The sequence below is a fragment of the Paracidobacterium acidisoli genome (assembly GCF_003428625.2).
GTDB classification, from domain to species: Bacteria; Acidobacteriota; Terriglobia; order Terriglobales; family Acidobacteriaceae; genus Paracidobacterium; species Paracidobacterium acidisoli.
The window spans coordinates 721,425-739,295 of record NZ_QVQT02000001.1 but is presented as its reverse complement, the minus strand read 5'-3'; the positions used below and the strand labels follow the sequence as shown (position 1 = coordinate 739,295).

General features: G+C 62.2%; 20 protein-coding genes. 5 read left to right on the top strand and 15 right to left on the bottom strand.

Annotation, left to right across the window (positions count from 1 at the left end):
* Positions 1-81: 81 nt before the first annotated feature.
* The 9 genes from D0Y96_RS03200 to D0Y96_RS03160 form a co-directional block, all read right to left on the bottom strand.
* Positions 82-1,206, bottom strand: a complete 1,125-nt coding sequence (locus D0Y96_RS03200) for an alpha/beta fold hydrolase (protein ID WP_117297863.1) — start codon at positions 1,204-1,206, stop codon at positions 82-84.
* On the bottom strand, positions 1,203-1,568 hold the full coding sequence (locus tag D0Y96_RS03195) for a PadR family transcriptional regulator (protein ID WP_117297862.1): 366 nt from the start codon (positions 1,566-1,568) through the stop codon (positions 1,203-1,205). Before D0Y96_RS03195 ends, D0Y96_RS03200 begins: the two co-directional genes overlap by 4 nt.
* A 185-nt stretch (positions 1,569-1,753) precedes the next feature.
* The gene (locus D0Y96_RS03190; protein WP_117297861.1) at positions 1,754-2,134 is read right to left on the bottom strand and encodes a nuclear transport factor 2 family protein; all 381 of its coding nucleotides are present in this window, start codon (positions 2,132-2,134) and stop codon (positions 1,754-1,756) included.
* 26 nt (positions 2,135-2,160) lie between these two features.
* Entirely contained in the window at positions 2,161-3,081 is a 921-nt protein-coding gene (locus tag D0Y96_RS03185) for an aldo/keto reductase (protein ID WP_252263401.1), read from the bottom strand.
* A 223-nt stretch (positions 3,082-3,304) separates the two neighbouring features.
* Positions 3,305-4,537: an MFS transporter gene (locus D0Y96_RS03180; RefSeq protein WP_117297859.1), complete on the bottom strand. Its 1,233-nt coding sequence runs from the start codon at positions 4,535-4,537 to the stop codon at positions 3,305-3,307.
* Positions 4,534-4,863 carry a hypothetical protein gene (locus tag D0Y96_RS03175; protein WP_117297858.1) on the bottom strand — a complete coding sequence of 110 codons (330 nt, stop codon included), beginning with the start codon at positions 4,861-4,863 and terminating at the stop codon, positions 4,534-4,536. The genes D0Y96_RS03180 and D0Y96_RS03175 overlap by 4 nt, the downstream gene beginning before the upstream one ends.
* A complete protein-coding gene (locus tag D0Y96_RS03170; RefSeq protein ID WP_117297857.1) occupies positions 4,860-5,432 on the bottom strand; it encodes an isochorismatase family protein in 573 nt (190 codons plus the stop codon). The genes D0Y96_RS03175 and D0Y96_RS03170 overlap by 4 nt, the downstream gene beginning before the upstream one ends.
* A 58-nt stretch (positions 5,433-5,490) precedes the next feature.
* The gene (locus tag D0Y96_RS03165) at positions 5,491-5,943 is read right to left on the bottom strand and encodes a MarR family winged helix-turn-helix transcriptional regulator (protein WP_117297856.1); all 453 of its coding nucleotides are present in this window, start codon (positions 5,941-5,943) and stop codon (positions 5,491-5,493) included.
* Positions 5,944-6,057: 114 nt separating this feature from the next.
* On the bottom strand, positions 6,058-7,014 hold the full coding sequence (locus D0Y96_RS03160; RefSeq protein ID WP_117297855.1) for a GlxA family transcriptional regulator: 957 nt from the start codon (positions 7,012-7,014) through the stop codon (positions 6,058-6,060).
* A gap of 112 nt (positions 7,015-7,126) precedes the next feature.
* Here D0Y96_RS03160 and D0Y96_RS03155 point away from each other — a divergent pair, with 112 nt between their 5' ends.
* Together D0Y96_RS03155 and D0Y96_RS03150 are read left to right on the top strand one after the other, a co-directional pair.
* Positions 7,127-7,780: an HD domain-containing protein gene (locus tag D0Y96_RS03155; protein ID WP_117297854.1), complete on the top strand. Its 654-nt coding sequence runs from the start codon at positions 7,127-7,129 to the stop codon at positions 7,778-7,780.
* A gap of 142 nt (positions 7,781-7,922) precedes the next feature.
* Positions 7,923-10,484: an ABC transporter permease gene (locus D0Y96_RS03150; protein ID WP_117297853.1), complete on the top strand. Its 2,562-nt coding sequence runs from the start codon at positions 7,923-7,925 to the stop codon at positions 10,482-10,484.
* Positions 10,485-10,558: 74 nt separating this feature from the next.
* Here the strand turns inward: D0Y96_RS03150 and D0Y96_RS03145 are convergent, their stop codons facing one another.
* Positions 10,559-10,801, bottom strand: coding sequence for a DUF2934 domain-containing protein (locus D0Y96_RS03145; RefSeq protein ID WP_158562151.1), 243 nt, complete (start codon positions 10,799-10,801; stop codon positions 10,559-10,561).
* A gap of 233 nt (positions 10,802-11,034) precedes the next feature.
* On the opposite strand from D0Y96_RS03145, the gene D0Y96_RS03140 reads away from it, so the two are divergent.
* Positions 11,035-11,280: a type II toxin-antitoxin system Phd/YefM family antitoxin gene (locus tag D0Y96_RS03140; protein WP_117297851.1), complete on the top strand. Its 246-nt coding sequence runs from the start codon at positions 11,035-11,037 to the stop codon at positions 11,278-11,280.
* Positions 11,277-11,702: a type II toxin-antitoxin system VapC family toxin gene (locus tag D0Y96_RS03135; protein ID WP_117297850.1), complete on the top strand. Its 426-nt coding sequence runs from the start codon at positions 11,277-11,279 to the stop codon at positions 11,700-11,702. The genes D0Y96_RS03140 and D0Y96_RS03135 overlap by 4 nt, the downstream gene beginning before the upstream one ends.
* An 18-nt stretch (positions 11,703-11,720) precedes the next feature.
* On the opposite strand, the gene D0Y96_RS03130 is transcribed toward D0Y96_RS03135, so the two are convergent.
* From D0Y96_RS03130 to D0Y96_RS03110, 5 genes are all read right to left on the bottom strand, one after another.
* Complete coding sequence (locus tag D0Y96_RS03130; protein ID WP_117297849.1) at positions 11,721-12,023, bottom strand: helix-turn-helix domain-containing protein; 303 nt, start codon at positions 12,021-12,023, stop codon at positions 11,721-11,723.
* The gene (locus D0Y96_RS03125; RefSeq protein ID WP_117297848.1) at positions 12,020-12,436 is read right to left on the bottom strand and encodes a type II toxin-antitoxin system RelE/ParE family toxin; all 417 of its coding nucleotides are present in this window, start codon (positions 12,434-12,436) and stop codon (positions 12,020-12,022) included. The genes D0Y96_RS03130 and D0Y96_RS03125 overlap by 4 nt, the downstream gene beginning before the upstream one ends.
* A 41-nt stretch (positions 12,437-12,477) precedes the next feature.
* Positions 12,478-14,190 (bottom strand): acyl-CoA carboxylase subunit beta, encoded by a 1,713-nt coding sequence (locus D0Y96_RS03120; protein ID WP_117297847.1) that lies wholly within the window; start codon positions 14,188-14,190, stop codon positions 12,478-12,480.
* A gap of 79 nt (positions 14,191-14,269) precedes the next feature.
* Complete coding sequence (locus D0Y96_RS03115; RefSeq protein ID WP_117297846.1) at positions 14,270-16,264, bottom strand: acyltransferase family protein; 1,995 nt, start codon at positions 16,262-16,264, stop codon at positions 14,270-14,272.
* A gap of 126 nt (positions 16,265-16,390) precedes the next feature.
* Positions 16,391-17,017 (bottom strand): HAD family hydrolase, encoded by a 627-nt coding sequence (locus D0Y96_RS03110; RefSeq protein ID WP_117298032.1) that lies wholly within the window; start codon positions 17,015-17,017, stop codon positions 16,391-16,393.
* Between the two features lie 332 nt (positions 17,018-17,349).
* On the opposite strand from D0Y96_RS03110, the gene D0Y96_RS03105 reads away from it, so the two are divergent.
* Positions 17,350-17,766, top strand: coding sequence for a helix-turn-helix domain-containing protein (locus tag D0Y96_RS03105; protein WP_252263400.1), 417 nt, complete (start codon positions 17,350-17,352; stop codon positions 17,764-17,766).
* Positions 17,767-17,871: the final 105 nt, after the last annotated feature.

Sequence of the window (17,871 nt, the reverse complement as noted above, 5' to 3'; positions counted from 1 at the left end):
GGCCGGCGTCGTCATCCGCTCATGACTGGTTGCGCGCCGGCCACGAAATGAATCGCCCGCTGCGGTTGTCGAGTAAATTCCCTAATACGCTTTTGACCGGGCCTGACGGATGACATCCTGTATGGCGTCGGCGATGGCATCCGGCCTTTGCTCGTGCATGCGATGACCTGAACCGGGAACGATTCTGAGCTGACCGAACTTCGACCGGCCGGCAAGGTCAACCTGAAAGTCGTGCCATGCCGCATTCATGGCGTCCACCTGCTGCTGTATCAGCCCTGGAAAGGCAGACAGAGGAGCTTTTTCCGAGCGCTCCAGATCAATGAGCGGAATATCCGCATGCCATGTGAGCTTTTGATGATTCGGAAGAAATCCATTTTCCCGCAGGAATACGGGATTGTTCCAGTTGGGATCGGTCTGCGGGGAGATGGCTGCATCGCGCCACTCCATTTCCTCGTGCGCCGAATCGACGAAGACGAGACCGGCGATTTCGTGCGGGTACTGTTGCTGATAACGCCGCACCAGAATCCCTCCGGCCGAAGCTCCAACGAGCACGAAGGGCTGCTTCAGCTGCGCAGTCAGGAAAAGGCTGTGCATTTCTGAGATGACCTGATCGATGGGATGGAACTGTGGGGGGCCCTGCACGCGGTCGCTGCGTCCGGCGCCCATCGCATCGTAGCTGCACACCCGAATCGATGGAATCACCTTACGCTGCACCTGCGCCCATGAATCGGCCGTGCCAAGGCCTCTGCCGTTTGCCAGAATCACGGTGGGCACTGCATTCGCATCCCCGGAACATTCAAGAAACATGTGACGCCCGTCCGGAAGCTGTACGAGGCTGCCCGATGTTCCGCTTTGAGCAGACGGCTGAGCGCCGGGCTGCTCCTGAGGGCACGCATGGACAACAGGCGTGGCGCCGAGGGTACAGAAGCCGAGCGCAGAACCAATGGTAAGAACGCTTGCCAGAGCAGTGGCCGCAAAAACGAGGCGCAGATGTGCAAGACAGCGAGGCGTCACAAGCGCGATTGTTTCGGCGATAACGTCAAACCAAACTCCAAGAATGGCAGAAAGACCATCCTTCCATGCATCGCTGAGCTGGTCCCGGAAGACCGAGCGTATCTCATCGCCGTATCGAGCCATCAGATCGTCGCTCTGAACGCTCAGAAGGCAATCGAACAGATGGCAATGGAATCGATAGATGCGATTCATTTCTGCTCTCCGATTTTAAGAACCTTCATTCTTCTTGCGAGATCAAGCAGCTGTTGCTGGCGATGAAATTCGGCACCGAGCAGGCGTCTTCCACCTGAAGTCAGGGCGTAGATTCTGCGCCGTTCGTCCCCACTCGACTCTGAGGTCTCACTGATCAGTCCCTGATCCGAGAGTTTCCTGATTGTCGTGTATAAGGTTGCCGGACCGAGGGAAACCGTTCCTCCGGAGAGTTCACGGATGTCCTGCATAATCCGGTAGCCATGCTTATCGGCATCGGCCAATGCGAAAAGAACGAAGAATGATGCCGTCGGCAGCGGCAGATTTTCCAGCAGATCATCGTCGAAGGGGTATTTCCTGATCATGCGGCCAGCCTCTCTATCGAACCATGATATATCTAAAACGGATAGAGTCAAGTCCGATCGGAACTGCCGGCATCCATGCGTAGCCGTAAACACTTCTTCCAACCGCAAACACTTCACCGCAGCGGTGCGTATGCGCAAACCGTCTGCGTCCGCTCATAGGCGGCGACGACTCCGGCGCTTTTTGCTCAGGGAATCTTCTGCACCCATTGACTGCGCCACGCCGGAGCCTCAAAGGGGTCCGCGAAATACTGTGTCTCGTGCGCAACTTTGTCGCCCCTGAACTCCATGATGCTCACGGTGTAAGACGGTTTGCCGTCATAGGTCAGGGTGAATTCGGTGATCCAGAGATCACCACTGCCAAGGATTCGCCGGACAGCAAATCGCTTTTTGCTCGGCTGACCGGCGCGCTGATTCTGTATGTTGCGCCGGCCGCTGGTTCGCTCGCCTGACTGCGGGTAATCGAGCACCGCGTCCTCGTGATAGATGCGGTGCTCCGCTTCAAAATCGTTGGCATCGGACGCCGCCCAATGCTGATCCAGAGCCTCACGTATCTGTTCTTCCTGCATAGACCGCCTCCGGTGTTATCCGGCTTTTATGCCGGTTTCACGCGTGGAATGAAGCCTGGGCTGCCGGTATTCACAACGTCATTGAGCCGCTGCCGGGTCTGAATCCGATTGATCTCGTCCAGCGCGTCTTCGGGAAGAGAAGAGATGCTGAAGTTTTCATGTGCGCGAGCCGCAGATCGCGGCGTGGTGAGAAAAGCGGTGCCTCGCTGCACCGCCCAGGCCAGCAGCACCTGTGCCGGCGTCTTTCCTACTCGCGCCGCAATGGCCGTAATGACGGGATCTTCGAGCGGGCCCGGTCTGGTTCCGTGACCCAGCGGCGCGAAGGCCAAAAATACAATGCCCTTCTCTCTGCAGAAGTCCAGAAGCTCCGTTTCCGGCAGATACGGGTGCGACTCGACCTGGACCACAGCCGGCTTGATCGTTGCCGCTTCATAGACCGGCAACAGTTTATCCAGGGTGATGTCCGACAGTCCGATGGCCCGGCATTTGCCATGGTCCACGAGAGTCTCCATCGCCTTCCAGGTATCGAGCAGCGTCACCCCGCTGTCGTAAAGGACGTTGCCGTTCTGATCGCGCGGGTCCTGATTGTCTCCCGGCTGAAAGGCAAACGGAGTGTGGATGAGGTAGAGATCCAGATAGCTGAGCCTGAGTCTTTCGAGGCTCGCCTCGAATGCCGGTTCGACACGCTCAGGCCGGTGATTGGAGTTCCACAGCTTCGTGGTGACAAAAAGGTCTTCGCGCGCGATTCCTCCGGCGGCAAGGGCCGCCTGCAACGTCTCGCCGACCTCGCGCTCGTTCCCGTATCGCTCCGCACAATCGAAGTGCCGAAATCCGGCCTCCAGCGCGTCCCGGGTCGCAGTGATCGTCACGGCCCGGTCGGGAATGAGAGTACCGAAGCCAACTGCGGGCATATTGCCGCTTTTGTTGTTGAGCGGCATTCTCTTCATGCGAAGCTCAGAAGATTCAGTCATTGGAATACCTCGGCAGTCCTTTGCGTTCCGGATCAGGCCAGAGCCCTGAAGACAGATGCCTCAGCGAGGAAACAGGAGACCTATAAAAGGTATTCCGAAGCACGGCTCCACGTACATGTGTTCTGTTCGCCGTGGATGAGTCCTGTGAAACGCGCTACCGGCAACGGCCTGTGCGGCCAGCATAACCGACCTGGCGGCATTAAACCAGGGAAGCAGCGGGCTCTTTTCGGCGGAGGAGAGCGAAGACGGCGACCAGGGCAGCGGCGAAGGCCGCGCCGGCACCCACGGCGAGCGACCAGCGCGGGCCGAAGCGGTTGGCGACCCAGCCGACGATGGGAGCGCCGATCGTCATTCCCCCGAGTGCAACGCCGACCCGGAGGGCCATCACCCGGCCCCGCATGGAGGGTCCTGTCGAGAGCTGCATGATGCTGTTCGTGCCGTTGGTCAGGGTCAGGGCAGCCGCGCCGCTGAGCGCGAGAGCGGCTGCAAACCACCAGTATCCGGGCGCGAGTGCGGCCAGAGTACAGCCCAGCCCGAAGACACCGGCGCCGATCGACAGAGACGCAAGGCCTGGTCTCTTTCGGCCAGCGGCAAACAACGCTCCCGAGAGCGAGCCCACGGCCATGATGGAGGAGAGCAAACCGAAAGCACGCGCGCCGGAGTGGAAGACATTCACGGCCATCGCAGAGATGAAGATCGGAAAGTTCAGCCCAAAGGTGCCGATCAGAAACAACATGACCAGGATCGCTCTGAGGTCCGGTCTTCTGCGCACATAGCGAAACCCCTCCGCGAATCCGGATGCGGTGCGATGCGCTCTGGCGCTGGTACGCAGCTCAGAGAGACGGAAGAGCGACATGGAGAGCAGCACTGCCGCGAACGAGAGCCCATTGAGAAGGAAGGCCCAGCCGATGCCAACCTTTGCAATCAGCAGGCCTGCAACGGCGGGACCGATCATCTGGGCAGCATTGAACGAGGTGGAGTTCAGTGCGACGGCATTGGGAAGATCTTCATCGCCGACCATCTCCGCAACGAAGGTCTGCCGCACCGGTGCGTCGAGCGCGGCGGCGGAGCCTGACAGGAAGGCGAAGACATACACGTGCCAGAGCCGGATGACGCCTGCGATTGTGAGCACTCCGAGGAGGAGCGCAAGCACGCCCATCGTTGCCTGGGTGAGCATCAGGAGCCTGCGCTGATTGAGGCGGTCCGCAGCCGACCCCGTCCAGGGCAGGAGCAGAAGCTGCGGAGCGAACTGCAGGCCCATGACAATGCCCAGCGCCGACGCATTGTGATGGGTAAGCTGCGTCAGCACAAGCCAGTCCTGTGCGACGCGCTGCATCCAGGTGCCGACGTTGGAGATCAGGCCGCCGACCGTCCATAAGCGGAAGTTGAAGCTTCTCAGAGATCGAAAGGTGCCGGACACTCGATGCTTCACGTACGCGACGGCGTGTTGCCCCCATGGAACTGGCCGAAGTGACGCGCCGAAAAGATGCCGATGAGCAGCGCGCCCAGGCCGAACGGGAGGATATGGGCTGTCGCGCGCGGATCGAAAGCGCCGACGTGCGCGACGAGCAGATAGCCAGCCACCGCGTTGAAGAATCCCCAGACGACGTTGACCGTTGCAGAGGAGAGCCCCTGGCCGGGCGGCTTTGCAAAGGGGCTTTGAAAGGGGCGTCCCATCATGCCCGCGACAAAGTGAGGGACAGCATTCGCGGCAAAAGCGCCTCCAAAGAAATACGACACAAGCCAAAGCCAGTTCATAATGCGGAGCTCCTTCTCTCAAGCAGCGAAATGATTTCCTGTGCGGGCCCTGTCTCTCCGATACGAGGGAAGACGTTTCTGATGCTGTACTCGTGCGCCTCTTCGCGGATATCGGTCATTGCATCGAGTGCGAGGGTTACGTGGAAGCCCTGCTCCCAGGCCTGGCGGGCGGTAGCCTCGACGCCACCCGATGTCACGACTCCGGTCACGACCACCTGGGTAACGCCTCGCTCTCTTAGCCGGCGTTCAAGATCTGTTGTCGCGAAGGCGCCCCAGCTTCCCTTGGTGACGACGATATCGCCCGGTTGCCGATCGAGCTGCGGCAGAAGGTCGGTCCATCCCTCGGAAAACGATATGCTGCTGCGCGGACCCTGTTCCGTCCGGCCCGGCGCTCGTCCTGCCACATTGACCAGTACGACGGGGAGGTTCTTCGCACGGAAAGCATCAATTAACGCGCGCGTCCGGTCGATGACTTCGCCGATGGGAGAGATGAAACTTCCGTTGACGATGCCCTTCTGCAGGTCAATGACGATCAGCGCGGTGTTGAGATCAAGCGTAGTCAGCGGCATCGGCTCTTCTCCTCAGATACAAAGCTGGCATGGGTTAAGAAGCAGGGAAGCAGTGGGCTCAGTCCTCAACGAGCCGCGTAAGCAGTGCGAGTGCGGCCTGAAGCTTCTCCTGCTCCTGAACGGAGAGCTTCTGCGAGATCCTCATGGTGAGCCAGTCCTGTCGCGCGGCCCTGCCCTCCTGAAGCAGCTTCAGGCATCGGGGCGTGAGAGACATCAGCGTCTGGCGTCCGTCGCCTGGGTCAGGTATGCCTCTCACAAGGCCCGACTCCTGCAGCGGAGCGACTACAGCGCTCATGGACTGCGGACGCATGCCTTCCGTTCGCGCGAGGCTTGAAACGGTGGTGGAACCGTCCTGCTCGAGGCGAAGAAGAACGGAGATCTGGGATGGCGTGAGGTCGCCGGGGACCCCATGCTCGCGCAGGCGCAGCTTGATTCTGCGAAAGACTGTGCGCAGCTCGGCAGCAAGCGTCGAAGCGAGCCCGGTTTGCGGAGAAGACTTTGGACCGCTCACCCGATCAATATCTCATATATACAGGTAATCTGTAAAGTTTAACTGTATATATGCCTGGACTGATTTGCGGAGCTCTCGCGCATGCCGGTCTTCTCAGACCAGGCGCTCTTCGCGTTATGCGCTCCCGGTCTGGTCGCGGCGGAAGCGGCGGAGATAGTCGCCGGCGGTGACGCCGAGCACGCGGACGAAGCTGCGGCGCATGGAGTCGGCGGAGCCGAAGCCGCACTCGCCGGCGATCTGCTTGAGGCCGAGGGCGGAGCTGCCGATGAGCTGCTGCGCGGCCTCGACGCGCATGCGCTCGACGAACTGGCCGGGGTTCATCCTTGTTTCGCGCAGGCAGACGCGGGTGAAGTGGCGCGAGCTCATGCTCATGCGCTCGGCGAGTCGGTCGATGGTGAGGTTATCGCGGAGGTGCCCGCGCATCCAGACCTGCAGCTCGCGCAGCGGCTGCGAGGTGATGGCCTGGCGCGAGAGCATGTGGCTGTACTGCGCCTGGCCGCCGGGGCGCACGAGAAACATGACGAGCTGCCGCGCGATGCGAAGGGCCTCTTCGTGTCCGTGATCTTCTTCGACGAGGGCGAGCGAGAGATCGATGCCGGAGGTGATGCCGGCGGAGGTGTAGATGGCTCCGTCCTTCAGAAAGATCGGGTCGGGCCGGACCTTCACGGCGGGATATTCACGGGCGAGGCGGTCGCAGAAGCTCCAGTGCGTGACGGCCTCGCGGCCATCGAGCAGGCCGGCGGCGGCGAGAACGAAGGCTCCGGTACAGATGGAGGCGATGCGGCGTGAGCGGCGGGCAGCCTGGGTGATCCACTGAAGAAGAGCCGGATCGGCGGGGCCGTCTTCAGCGCCGGGACCGCCGGCGATGATGAGCGTGTCGATGGGACCGGTGAGATGCCGCAGCGGGATGGCTTCGGTGAGAGAGAGGCCGCGGCTGGTGCGCAGCGCGTGGCTGTCCTCGGGCGTGGCGACGCGGACCGAATAACCGGGCGCGGAGGCGAAGACCTCGAGCGGGCCGGTGACGTCGAGCACCTGCACGGGAGGGGGGCCGGTGATGACGACCGTACGCATGGCTTTTATTTTACGAACGGCGAGGCGGCATGTTCGATGTCCGAATCTGACGGATTTGTGTCGTGGCGGCAGCGCATGCGGCTGACTAGTGTGAGAGGGGAAGGAGCAAACCATGACAACCGCTTTCACCTCTGCAAACCGGATTCCGGACACGAAACTTGCCCGGGAGGCGACGGAGATTCTTCGCGAGCACTCGACGGAGCTGCTCTACAACCACTCGATGCGCGTCTTTCACTTTGCCTCGACGCAGGGAAGGCAGGCAAAGATGAAGTTCGATGCCGAGCTGCTGTATGTGGGTGCGGCGTTTCATGATCTGGGGCTGATCCGGAAGTTTTCAAGCGAGACAGAGCGCTTTGAAGTGGACGGCGCGAACGCGGCGCGGCAGTTTCTTGCGGCGCACCAGGTGCCGGAGGAGCAGATTCAGACGGTGTGGGAGGCGATTGCGCTGCATACGACACCGGGCGTGACGCAGTATATGCGTCCGGAGGTGGCGCTGCTCTTCAGCGGAGTGGGACTGGATGTGCTGGGCGAGGGATACGATGCATTCCCGGCGGAGGAGCGCGAGGAGATTGTGACGGCGTATCCGCGTATTCACTTTAAGGAAGGCATCGTGAAGGCCTTCTTTGGCGGCTTTGCGCACAAGCCGGGATCGACGTGGGGCACGGTGAAGGCCGATGTGTGCGAGCGGTTCATCGAGGGATACCGGAGCCCAAACTTCTGCGATCTGATTGCGCATTCGCCGTTTGCGGATTCGGCTGTGAGATAGAAGCGGCGACGGCTTTTGTCATGAAGAAGCCGGAGATGGATCTGACGGCTTCTTTGTGCGGAGTCTTTTCGGAGCGGGCGCTGCCGATTTTTCCCGGAACCTCTGAGCCGCTGCTTCCGTATGTTCCGCAGAGGCTTGTTTCATGCAGACTTTGCGGCAGGATATTGCCTACGCGCTTCGCCAGATGCGCCTGTCTCCTGTATTTACGCTGACGGCGATGCTGACGCTGGCGCTCGGCATCGGCGCGACGACGGCGATCTTTTCACTGATCGACACGGTGATGCTGAAGTCGCTGCCGGTGGCTGATCCGTCAAGCCTGTACCGGGTCGGCGAGGGGCGGGACTGCTGCATCGAAGGCAGTCCGCAGGATAACTGGGGGATGTTTTCGTACCCCTTTTATCAGCGGATGAAGGAGAATGCGCCGGAGTTTGCGGAGCTGGCGGCCTTTGAGGCGGGCGGCTATGAGGTGAGCGTGCGGCGCAGCGAGCGCGACCGCATGGCGAAGCCGCTGCGCGGCGAGTTTGTTACCGGAAATTATTTTTCGACCTTCGGCGTGAGCGCGTTCGCGGGACGGACGCTGGCTCCGTCGGATGACGAGGCCTCTTCAGCGCCGGCGGCGATGCTGAGTTATCGCGCATGGCAGCAGGAGTATGGATCGGACCCGGGCGTGGTGGGATCGACGTTCATTCTGAGCGATCATCCATTCACGATTGTGGGCATCACGCCGCCGGGATTTTTCGGCGAGACGCTGCGCAGCGATCCTCCGGAGGTGTATCTGCCGGTGCAGCAGGAGCCGCAGTTCCGCGGAGAGAATTCGCTGCTGCACCGCTTTCCGGCATGGCTGCGCGTGATCGGGCGGCTGAAGCCCGGAGCTTCGCCGAATGCGCTGCCGGGGCGGATGACGAATCTGCTGCGGGCATGGCTGGTGACGGACAGCGGCATGCCTTCGGAGTGGATGTCCGGCGTGAAGGCGCAGCTTTCGAAGCAGACGATTCGGGTGATTCCGGCGGGCGGAGGCGTAGCGGCGATGAAGGCGGATTATGCGGTCAGCCTGCGGATTCTGCTGGCGGTGTGCTGCCTGGTGCTGCTGATTGCGTGCGCCAACATTGCGAACCTGCTGCTGGCCCGCGGAGCTTCGCGGCGGACGCAGACTTCGGTGCGGCTGGCGCTGGGCGCGTCGCGCAGCCGGCTGATACGGCAGTCGCTGACGGAGAGTCTGGTGCTTTCGGTGATGGGCGGCGCGGCGGGTCTGGCGGTCGCGTATGTGGGCGTGAAGGCAGTGGTGGCGCTGGCCTTTCATGGCGCGAAGTATGTGCCGATCGGGGCGGCTCCGTCGCTGCCGGTGCTGGGCTTTGCGTTTGGGCTGTCGCTGGTGACGGGCATGCTGTTCGGAACGGCTCCGGCATGGCTGGCGACGCATGCCGATCCGGCGGAGGCGCTGCGCGGGGCCAACCGCAGCACGCGGGACCGGTCGTCGTTCTCGCAGAAGGCGCTGGTGGTGGTGCAGGCGACGCTGTCGGTGGTGCTGCTGGCGGGCGCGGGCCTGCTGACGCGAAGCCTCGATAAGCTGCAGCATCAGGACTTCGGCTATGCGCTGGATCACAGAGTGACGATCAGCCTGACGGCGCCGTTCTCGACGTATTCGCAGCCCAGGCTGGATGCGATGTATCGCGAGCTGCAGGACCGGCTGACGCACCTGCCGGGCGTGGAGCACGCGGCGCTGGCGCAGTACACGCCGCTCGAGGACAACTGGGGCGAGATCGTCATCCGCCAGGGGCATGGGATGCCGAACATGAACGACGACATCGGCTCGTCGTGGGACCATGTAGGCCCCGGCTATCTGGAGACGCTGGATGAGCGCGTGATCCGCGGGCGAGGGCTCACGGAGGACGACACGGCCTCGACACAGAATGTCGCGGTGGTGAATCAGACCTTTGTGAAGCGGTTCTTCAAGCCGGGCGAAGATCCGATCGGCGCACACTTCGGACTGGATCTGCCGCAGTACAGCAGCACGTATGAGATTGTCGGCGTGGTGCCCGATGCGAAGTATATATGGGGAAATCTGACAGGAAGCGAGCCGCCGCGGCCGCTGTTCTTTGTGGCGCTGGCGCAGCGGGCGCATTACGACAATCCGCTGATGCAGTCGATCGACGACAGCACGCACTACATCGAGGGCGCGGTGCTGCAGGTGCATGGCGGCATGGAAGGGCTGGAGCCGCAGGTGCGGCAGGTGCTGAGCGATATCGATCCGAACCTTACGCTGCTGAGTCTGCAGACGCTGGAAGACCAGGTGGACGGGAACTTCGATCAGCAGCGCGCGGTGGCGCGGATGACGGGCCTGTTCGGAATTCTGGCGCTGATTCTGGCGGCGGTGGGGCTGTATGGCGTGACGGCCTATACGGTGGAGCGGCGGACGAGCGAGATCGGTGTGCGCATGGCGCTGGGAGCGAACCGGGTGAATGTGGTCCGACTGGTGCTGCGCGGGGCGTTTCTGCAGATTCTGGTCGGGCTGCTGATCGGGATTCCGATCTCGATCGGATGCTCGCGGCTGATTGCCTCGCAGCTCTACCAGGTGAAGGGATGGGACCCGCTGGTGCTGGGAGGCGCGGTGCTGGCGCTGGCCGTGTGCGCGCTGATTGCGTCGATCATTCCGGCGCAGCGCGCGGCGTCGATCAATCCGGTAAAGGCGCTGCGGACGGAGTGACGCGAAAAAGCTGTTCGTGATCCCGGAGCGGTACGGCATCATCGCGCAGCAGCCGGCCGACAGAGACGTTCAGCTTACGAGGCTTTGCCGCGAAGCTCCTGCTCGGCGCGGTGCCAGTCCTGCTCGGGCGATCCGTGCTGATGGCCGCGCTCGATCCAGAAGCGGTGGGCGAGCTTTGAAATGTCCTCGTGCGTGACCTCACGCTTTGCTTCCGTCTTTACCAGGACCGGTTTCGATGCTTCCACTACCGGCGCGGTCTTTGCGGCGGTCTTGCGGGGCTTTGCGGGGGCTTTTGCTTTCTTTACTGTCTCTGCCATCGGAGTCTCCTGGGACAAAATGGTTTCAAGGGGCGCCATCGTGCTGGGCCAGCGTTTTTAGAATAGGGAAGAGTTAGCAATTGATAAATAGCAAAAGCGGGCGATGTATCTCCATAGGTACTGTTGGATGCTGTTTGCGAAGACAGTGTTTGATGGCGGGGGGAAGACGAGGGTCGCGGGCTCTCCAGGATTCTGACCAGAACGACTATAATTCTGGTCAGGAGGTGCGGAAGATGGCAGTGTGGCAGGTTCAGGATGCGAAATCGCGGCTGAGCGAAGTGATTGAAGAGGCGCACAGCGAGGGGCCGCAGATCATTACGAAGCATGGCACAGAGCGCGCAGTCCTCCTCTCCATTGCGGATTACCGGGCTCTTACGGCGCACAAGCCCGATCTGCGGGAGTATCTGCTGGGCGGTCCGAAGGTGGACAGCTTTGAGGTGAAGCGCGAGCGCGATACCGGGCGGAAGATCCGCCTGTGAGTGCGCAACGCTATCTGCTGGATACGAATGTGCTGTCGGAGACGCGCCGGAAGCAGGCGGACGAGGGTGTCATGTCGTTCCTGTCCTCGACCGATTCGTCGGCTTTTTACATCAGCGTGCTTACACTCGGAGAGTTGAAAAAGGGAATCGCGCTGAAGCGGCAGTCCGATCCGGATGCGGCGCGGCGGCTGGCAGGATGGGTGGACGGGCTGGAGCAGAGCTTCGCGGACCGCATTCTCGGCATCGATGCTGCTGCGGCCACACACTGGGGCGAGTGGTCGGCACAGCGTCCGCGTCCGGTGATCGATACTCTGCTGGCGGCGACCGCGGTGGCGCACGGGCTTACGCTGGTGACACGCCATATCAGCGACGTGCAGGATCTAAAGGTAAAGGTGCTGAACCCCTGGGCGAAGCAGAAATAAAGGTACCTGCGGGCGGCCTTATGCAGATTTTCTTCGTGCCGCTTTCGGTACGAGACGGATATCGAGATTCATGCCCACGGCTTCCGCGTAGCGCATCAGCGTGCGCATGTTTACATTTTCCGGGCGGCGTTCGGTGCGGCTGAGTTGCGGAGCGCTGGTTCCGATCTTTTCGGCAACCTGAGCCTGTGTCATGCCTTTCCGCCGGCGCTGACTGGCGAGTTCCAGCCCGATGCTGAGTACTCTCGTTTCTTCGTCGTAAGCCTGCTGCACTTTTGGCTTGCGGAGTTCCTGTTTAAGGTAGTTGTCCCATGCAGTCTTCATCTGCTTTTCCCTTCTGTCTGTTTTAGCTTTGCTTTGGCCGAAGATAGTTTATTTAACCTGCTTTCATGTCTGGCCATGCGGTCTCTGCCGACGCGTTTGTCCAGCTCTTCCACGGAGGCAGTGTCTTTTGTGAAACCGTGCAACAGGATGGCTGTCCGGTTTTCATCAAAGAAGTACAGAACCCGGTAACGTGTCTTTCCCATGCGAAGCCGTGCCTCGCGCAGCTTTCCTTCAATCTGGGAGGTGTAGGGATAATCGAGAGTCGGGCCGCCCTTTCGCAAAAGATCGATACGGGCAAGAACTTTACCTCGAACACCTTCCGGCAAACCGTCAAGCCAGTTTCGGACCGGAAAGCTGCCATCTTCCTCTTCAAAGAAATCAATTTTCCATGAAGCGGAAGCATCGCGGCTCATCCGACTATCTTACCAAATTTGATATATGCTGCGCGGCGCGCTTATGTCTGCAGGATGCCGGGATTGAACTTCGGCACGTCGGGGTTGAGGGCGGCGGCTTCGAGGGCGGTCAGCAGGGCTTCTCGGGTTTTGGCAGGGTCAATGATCGCGTCGACCCAGAGGCGAGCAGCGGCGTAGCGGCAGTCGGTCTGCTCTTCGTAGGTGGATTTGATGGAGGCGATGAGCTCCTCTTTTTCCTGGTCGCTTAACTTTTTTCCGTCTCGCTCGAGCTGGCGGAGGCGGATCTCGGCGAGGGTGTTGGCTGCCGAGGCTCCGCTCATGACGGCGTAACGCGCGGTGGGCCACGCGAAGAGGAAGCGCGGGTCGTAGGCCTTGCCGCACATGGCGTAGTTGCCGGCTCCGAACGAGCCGCCGACGATCACCGATATTTTCGGCACGACGGAGTTTGCCACCGCCGTCACCATCTTGGCGCCGGAGCGGATGATGCCGCTCCACTCGGCGTCGCGGCCGACCATGAAGCCGTTCACGTCGTGCAGGAAAATGAGCGGGATCAGGTTCTGGTTGCAGTCGAGGATGAAGCGGGCGGCCTTGTCGGCGCTCTCCGAGTAGATGACGCCGCCGAACTCGATGCGCTTTTCGCCGGTGTGGCTGGTCTGGGGCTGAGGCAGCTTCTGGTTGGCGACGAGGCCGACGGCGAAGCCGCCGATGCGGGCGTAACCGCAGAGCACAGTGCGTCCGTAGTCAGGGCGGTATTCGTCGAACTCGCTGCGATCGACGATGCGGGCGATGACTTCGTGCATGTCGTAGGCGGAGGGTCTGGCCGGATCGGGATCGAGCAGCGCGCAGAGGCCCTCAGCCGCATACTTCGGCGCGTCTTTCACCGCATCGTACGCAGCGCGGTCGAAGGGCGCGCGGCCCTTGTCGCCGATTCTGGAGACGAGCGAGCGCAGGCGGGCGATGCAGAGGTGGTCGTTCGGCTCTTTGAAGTCGACGGTGCCGGAGATTTCGGCGTGCATGGTGGCGCCGCCGAGCTCTTCGGCAGAATATTTTTGCCCGATGGCGGCCTGCACCAGCGCGGGGCCTGCCAGAAAGAGTCCGCTGCCTTCGGTCATGAGGACGTGGTCGGTCATGACGGGCAGATACGCGCCTCCGGCGACGCACATGCCCATGATGGCGGTGATCTGCGGAATGCCCTGCGCGGACATGACGGCGTTGTTGCGGAAGATGCGGCCGAAGTCGTCCTGATCGGGGAAGACGTCCTCCTGCAGGGGCAGAAAGACGCCGGCGGAGTCGACCAGATAGAGCGTGGGGATGCGGTTCTCCATGGCGATGTGCTGCGCGCGAAGAACTTTTTTGGCTGTCATGGGGAAGAAGGCTCCGGCCTTGACGGTGGCATCGTTGGCGACGATCATGCAGAGCCGTCCGGAGACGCGGCCGAGGCCGGTGACGACGCCGGCGGAGGGTGCTCCGCCCCACTCCTCGTACATGCCGAAGGCGGCGAAGAGGGCGAGCTCGAACAACTCTGTATCGGGATCGAGGAGCAGCGCGATACGCTCGCGGGCGGTGAGGCGCTTTTTGCCGTGCTGCGCCTCGATGGCCTTTGTGCCGCCACCCTGGCGAATCTCTGCCTCCTGCGCGCGAATGGCGGCGAGGAGAGCGAGCATGCCCTGGGTGTTGCGGGCAGCGCGGGGCTGAGCGGGATCGAGCGTTGAGGGAAGCTGCGTGTTGAGGGCGGTGGGATCGGCTGCGCTCATAGGAAACTGGTCAGCATAGCACGCGGAGGCGATGGGCGGACGGCGCGGCGCGTGAGCCTGCCCGAATGATCCGCGCAGGTCAGAGATGCGCGGAGATGCTTTTTGCAGGGCGGCTGGTGAGCGAGCGGGGATCGGTCACCATGGCGTCGACCTCGGGCTGCAGCAGCGGAGCGAGCGTGAGCGCGAAGCTGACGGTGAAGTGGCTGGTGTCGCGATAGACGACGGTTCCGTTCTCGTAGGGGCTGCAGGCGAGGCGGTGGCAGAGATCGCTGGTGATGTTCCACCGCTGAACATGGGGAAGGCCCTGGACGGCCTGGCGCTCTGCGGCCTGGATGGGCGCGTCCGCTGTAAGGTCGCGGCGATAGGTGCAGGTGGCGAAGCTGCGGCCGATGCGGGCGGCGCGGGCAAGGCAGGTATCGGGGTCTTCTTCGGGCGCGGGAGGGTCGTGGAGCAGCAGCGTCTGCACGCCGGCGTCGTTGAGCCGCGAGACGGTGGTGCGGAGGCCGCTGCCCCATTCCGGCACGCTGAGGCCTTCGGAGAGATAGAGGGTGGTGTAGTCGGTGAGAATGACCAGCGCGGGGTGCATGGCGGCGATGCGCTTCAGAGCGCTGTCGCGCCAGTCGGAGCACTCGGTGTAGGTCTTGTGCAGGGCCTTGTCGATGATGGGGGTCGAGGAGATGGTGCAGGCCGATTTGGTGAGGGAGACGAGCCGCCAGTGATTTTCATTGGCGATGCGCTCGATGGCAGGAAACCACTGCGCGGCGTGCGAGTCGCCGAAGAGGACGACGGTGGTCTTCGAGGCGGTATCGGCGAAGGAGCAGTCGGGGGAGGCGGAGACGGTATAGGTAAGGTGGCATCCGTCGCTGTAGACGACGGGCAGAGCGGCGATGGTGGCGCTGATGTAGCGGCTGCGCGGCGTCTGCAGATGGTGCCGGAGATACGCGGTTGCGGCGCAGGCGCTGAGCGAGATGCCGGTGACGCAGACCGCCATGGCCAGCGAGCGCCAGGCATGACCCATGAGCGCGGGGTGGAAGCGTATGGGGTTCTCAAGAAGCTGATACGTGAGCGCGGCCATAAGCAGCGAGGCGAGGGCGCAGACGAGACGGTCGGTGAGAGTCAGCGTCCACAGGGCGCTCGAGAGCACGAGCACGGGCCAGTGCCACAGATACCACGAATAGGAGACGCGGCCGAGGAACTGGCTCGCGGGGTTTTCAAGCAGCCAGCGAACGCCCTGCTGCCGGGTGTGGAAGTGGAGAAGGACGGCCGATCCCAGGACGGGAACCAGCGCGGCGAAGCCGGGAAAGCGGGTGGTGGCGGAAAAGACGGCAGAGCCGGCGATGAGCGCCAGCAGGGCCAGCACCGGCAGCGCAGCGCAGATACGGGGATAAACGCGCCGCACGCCGAACTGGGCGAGGCCGCCGATGGCGAACTCCCACGCGCGGGTGGGCGAGGAGAAGAATGCCCAGGGCTGCGCGGTATACGTAAGCCAGAGGCAGGCGGCAAAGGATGCGACGGCGATGGCTCCAAGCAGCAGAGGCAGACGCCGGACGGCCTTGCCGGGCCAGGCGCGGAAGGCGAGCCAGATGACGAGCGGCCAGACGAGGTAGAACTGCTCTTCGACGGCGAGCGACCACATGTGCAGGAAGGGATTGGTCTTTGCGTCGGGGGCCAGATAGTCGGTGGCGTGGTGCGCGAAGTAGATGTTGCAGCTGTAGAGCGCGGCGGTGATGGCCGTTTTGATGATGGGGAGCTGCTCGTACGCGGCGTAGATGAAGTATCCGGCGGCGATGGTGACGAGGATGGTCAGCGAAGCGGCGGGCAGCAGGCGGCGGGCGCGGCGGGCGTAGAACTTTGCGAAGTGAATCCGGCCGGTTTCCGAGGCCTCGCGGATGAGCAGGCCGGTGATGAGGTATCCGGAGATGACAAAGAAGATGTCGACCCCGATGAAGCCGCCGCCCATGAAGGGAACGCGGGCGTGATAGAGGACGACCAGCAGGACGGCTATCCCGCGGAGCCCTTCAATATCTGCACGAAAACCGTCGGAGGGACGATGCGACTGCGAACCTGGCAACAAAGTGTCAGCCCCTGAGGTGAACTGAGAGCATCACGACCGGGGAGGGGAGCGCGGTTCGCGACACGGCCGAAGCCGTGCTCTGGTACGGGTCATTTTAACCCAGTTCCGCCGCCGCGGCGAGAGGATTCAGAGGCTGAGATCCGGGATTCCTCTGAGGCCGAGAGTGTCGGCGTTCTTCTGCATGGCGGCGATGCAGAAGGCGATGTGGTCTTCGAGCGAGACGCCGAGCTCGGCGGCGCCTTTGGTGATGTCGTCGCGGTTGACGCCGCGGGCGAAGGCCTTGTCCTTCATCTTCTTTTTCACGCCGGCGACCTCGACATCGAAGATGGATTTTGTGGGCTTGACGAGGGAGCAGGCGGTGAGGAATCCGGCGAGCTCGTCGCAGGCGAAGAGCGCTTTCGCGAGGTGCGTCTCGCGCGGGACGCCGGAGTATTCGGCGTGGCCGAGGATGGCGGTGTGGATCTCCTCGGGCCAGCCCTGCTCAGCGAGAATGCGCACACCGACAAAGGGATGCTCGTCGAGGCTGGGATGCTTTTCGTAATCGAAGTCGTGAAGCAGAGCGGTGACGGAGTACGTAGTGAGGAGTGCGTCACGCCCTGTTCCGGTGAGCGAGAGAGCGTCGGCCTCGCGCTCGCCGCAGGCGCGAACGCAACTTTCAACGGCGAGCGCGTGTTTAAGAAGACTGGCGGATTGGGTGTGCTCGTTGAGCAGCGCCCAGGCGCGCTCGCGGGTGTAGCCGTCGCTGAGGCTCATGCGTGATTTTGCTCCGTAATGGATATGGTAATGCGGGGTACGGCGATTTTCGGTTTTCTTCGGGTTTTCCTGGCTTTTTTCGGTGAGACTCATCGTTTTCACTTGACAACCAGGGTACCCCGACTGCAAGGTAATACTCAGTTGACGTGAAGAAGCGGGTACAATCCGCCGATTCAGTCAATGGAAGCGCCCGCTCTGGTGCTCCGTTACAACTTATGGCGACTACCTTAGCAACTGTTGAAGCACGCGAGGTACTTCGTTGCGACCACTGCAGTCTGGTGCAGTTCAGAACATCGAATTCGCTCTGCAGACGCTGTCACAAGCCCCTCGAAATGGAAGAGCCTGAGCCGCTGTCTCCGCAGCTGGTGGTGACCCCGCCGCAGAGCGAAGAGAGCGAAGGCATCAACGTGGCGCGCGCGGTGCGCGAGATTCGCCGTGGACGCCGGCTCAGCCAGAGGCAGCTTGCGGGAAGAATGCAGGTGCCCCGCACGTACATCTCGAAGATCGAAAACGGCAAGGCGGTTCCGACGCTCTCGTCGCTCGAGCGGCTGGCGCGCGCGCTTGAAGTGAATATCTGCGAGCTGCTGCGGGATGGCCATAGCCGGAGGGAGCATGAGACGGCGGCGGTGCTGGCCGATCCGTTCCTCGCGGAGATTGTGCCGCTGGTGGCGCAGCTCGATCCCTTTCAGCGCTCGATGTTTCTGAACCAGGTGCGTGAGATGGCGATGGGCCGGAGGCGGCTGGCGTAACACAGCCAGCCAGCGGTCAGCAGCCAGGGATAGAGCGGCCGGCTTCTTTTGCGGAAGAAGCATCTGTGGATGTCTGATCGCCGCGGGGTAAGAAGAAGCTCAGCC